General features: G+C 54.5%; 4 protein-coding genes. 1 reads left to right on the top strand and 3 read right to left on the bottom strand.

The window, feature by feature from the left end; all coding sequences use genetic code 11:
• Window positions 1-18 precede the first annotated feature (18 nt).
• The gene (locus HXY34_13265) at window positions 19-246 is read left to right on the top strand and encodes a hypothetical protein (GenBank protein NWF97105.1); all 228 of its coding nucleotides are present in this window, start codon (window positions 19-21) and stop codon (window positions 244-246) included.
• 118 nt (window positions 247-364) lie between these two features.
• Here the strand turns inward: HXY34_13265 and HXY34_13260 are convergent, their stop codons facing one another.
• From HXY34_13260 to HXY34_13250, 3 genes are all read right to left on the bottom strand, one after another.
• A complete protein-coding gene (locus HXY34_13260) occupies window positions 365-1,693 on the bottom strand; it encodes a hypothetical protein (protein ID NWF97104.1) in 1,329 nt (442 codons plus the stop codon).
• A gap of 90 nt (window positions 1,694-1,783) precedes the next feature.
• Entirely contained in the window at window positions 1,784-2,155 is a 372-nt protein-coding gene (locus HXY34_13255) for a cupin domain-containing protein (GenBank protein ID NWF97103.1), read from the bottom strand.
• A gap of 18 nt (window positions 2,156-2,173) precedes the next feature.
• The coding region (locus tag HXY34_13250; protein ID NWF97102.1) for a hypothetical protein at window positions 2,174-2,524 on the bottom strand (351 nt) is incomplete at its 5' end.

The following is a 2,524-nucleotide window of genomic DNA, read 5'->3' as shown; positions in this document are numbered from 1 at the left end:
TTCATCTCGCTGGCCGCCTTGATCTTCGGAAACTGGACTCCACTCGGATGCTTCCTTGCGGCATTGTTCTTCGGCTTTCTGATGGGTGTGAGAGTCGTGATAGAAGGCCTCCAGTTCTACCCCGGCTACTCCGACTTCGTTCAGATGATCCCATATGTCTTCGTGATCATCGCACTGGCCGGGATTAGGAGGTCCATCCCACCCAAGTCCGTCGGTGTGCCGTACGAGAAGGAGGCAAGGGGCTAGACATCCTCTGTTCAACTGGCAAGAGCTCTGTCTGAGCTTCACAGTTGCGAAGAGAAGAAGACAAAGAAGAAGGGGACCCTGAAGGTCCCCGCACACTAATGGAAGTCAGTTGTTGTCTCTAGTGCTTCCTTCGAGTAATGACCACTAGGCCAACCACAGCGACAAGTCCGAGGATGACCAACAGGCCGAGACCTCCTCCTGTGCTTCCTCCAAGGAGGCCCACATTGGTGTACGCGACGTAGACAGGGTCTTGCTGGACTCTGTACCCATTCCACTCAGGGAACGTGACTGCGTACCACCAGTCGCTCGTACCGAAGGCCGTTGCTGCATTGTTGGCAAAGGCGTTGACAGTGGCATAGGTCGCTCTCAGCTGGGCTGACAGTCCGTATGCCATGTGTGCAAGCACCCATGCGGAGAATGGCAGCTGCCACGCAATCAGAAGGAAGTCGCCTCCAGTCGCCTCCAACAGACAGTTGATGGCGGTCTCATCTGGTGACAGGACCGAGTAGGGGGTGGTTGACTCGTTGAGCAACGCGTATGAGCGTCCAAGTCCGATGTCAAACGCACGCTCGTTGTTGTCTCCCACCTTGATGGTGATATTGTCACTGAGAGGCATGGTTGCCGTGGGCTTGGGCACTGTGGTTCCCGTCCCACTTCTCGTGACGTTGTACTTGCTCGTGAACACCGTGAGATAGTGCACAGCGCTGATTCGCATCGAATCGGTTATCACATCCTGCGGATCGACATCGAAGCCGAGGAGCTTGGCCCGTCGAACCTGACCAATAGTGTAGAGGGTCTCTGCATGGATCTCTCCCGCGGAGCCGACTTCTATGTCATATTGAATGACGAGTTCAGATATCAACACCTCGAAGATTGGCAGGAGCAGGCTGAGCCAGAAGCCTCCTGTGGTGTCCACAATACGACAGCTGAGGTTTGTGTATCTCATTCCGAAACGATAGTGACCTTCAGCAATCTTCGTTGCGTTGATCGGCTCTACCTCCGTCTGGACGTCTGGCCAAGGTCCTCCTGAGGCCAAGGGCACTACGTACCATGCAGCCTCGTGTCCGACGTCGGGAAGGTCATTGGCTCCGTAGCTCTCATTGTGAGCCAGAAGGAATGCGAATATCGCGCCGATGAATACCTCCTTGTTCTCGGGCGTCTTGTAGTGCATGCCAAACAGCTGGTAGGGGAGCACAAGCCTTGTTCCCTGGTTGTATATCTCATTGAATGCAACCATGAAGGCTTGGAACTCGCCGATACTCACGTATGATGCTGTCAGAGAGGCGTTGTTGCCTCCAGTTTCCACGAGTATTGAATTGTTGGTCCAGTACTCCTCTGAGAAGGTGTGACCGAATACGGCTGCCTCGTCTCCTGCCTTCCATGCTTCCACGTTAGGAAGGAAAGCGAATGGCAGCACAAGCATGATGACGACCCAGAGGGTCATCACTCTTCCTACTGCGTGCATACACCTAGTTTCGATTGCTCCTTTATTAAGTAGAATGGATGTATCGTCTAGTCTGTCTACGTGGGTCGTCTCTCAAGTCTCTGTGTCTGGTATGTCAACCTTGTCGTGGTGTAAGTCTGGCATCTTTATGGCAATGAGTTCACCACTGGACCCCGCAGGCGTCTCAAAGGAGTGTGCCTCCCCGGGCGCGACGACTAGTATGTCTCCCTTTGCCAAGTCATACAGATCATCGTCTACTCGTGCTAAGATGCGAGTCATAGCGACGAAGGTCTCCGTGAGATGATCATGTCGGTGTCTTGAGGTCCGGACCCCCGGGGATATAGTCACAAGTATGAATCCGGCCGAGGTCACTCCCCGCTGTAGAGATACGCTGGCTACATATCTGCGGACATATCCATTGGCGTCCACCGATTGGGCTGAGTCACTCCGATAGACCTGTGGCATGACAGACTCGTGAGACGACTACGGCTTAAGCACCTCGGTCTCTGCGAATGGCGGCCAGCCTGCTTGTGAGGGTTCGTGAAAGAACACTCCGCGCATGTATTCTTTGGCCTGGGCAAGCAGTGCGAGGAGGGACTCTCTGTCAGTAGGGCCAACGTTCTTGGGAGACCAGATGGCCACCGGTGTCCATGCATCCGTCTTCAGTTCCTTCCTTATGTACTCGGACTGCTCTGGTGTCAAGTCGACTTCAGAAGAGAAGTCCTCCAGCCTCACCGCGTCCTTGACCTGCGCAAGTAGAACAAATGGGAGCTTCCTCTTGCCGCCGGCCCCGTCTGGGATGTGCGACCTCAGACCCATCACCTTGACCTTGAT

The sequence above is a fragment of the Candidatus Thorarchaeota archaeon genome, assembly GCA_013388835.1.
In the GTDB taxonomy this organism is placed as follows: Archaea; Asgardarchaeota; Thorarchaeia; order Thorarchaeales; family Thorarchaeaceae; genus JACAEL01.
The sequence above is the reverse complement of the archived record's forward strand: the minus strand, read 5'-3'. Positions and strand labels throughout refer to the sequence as shown.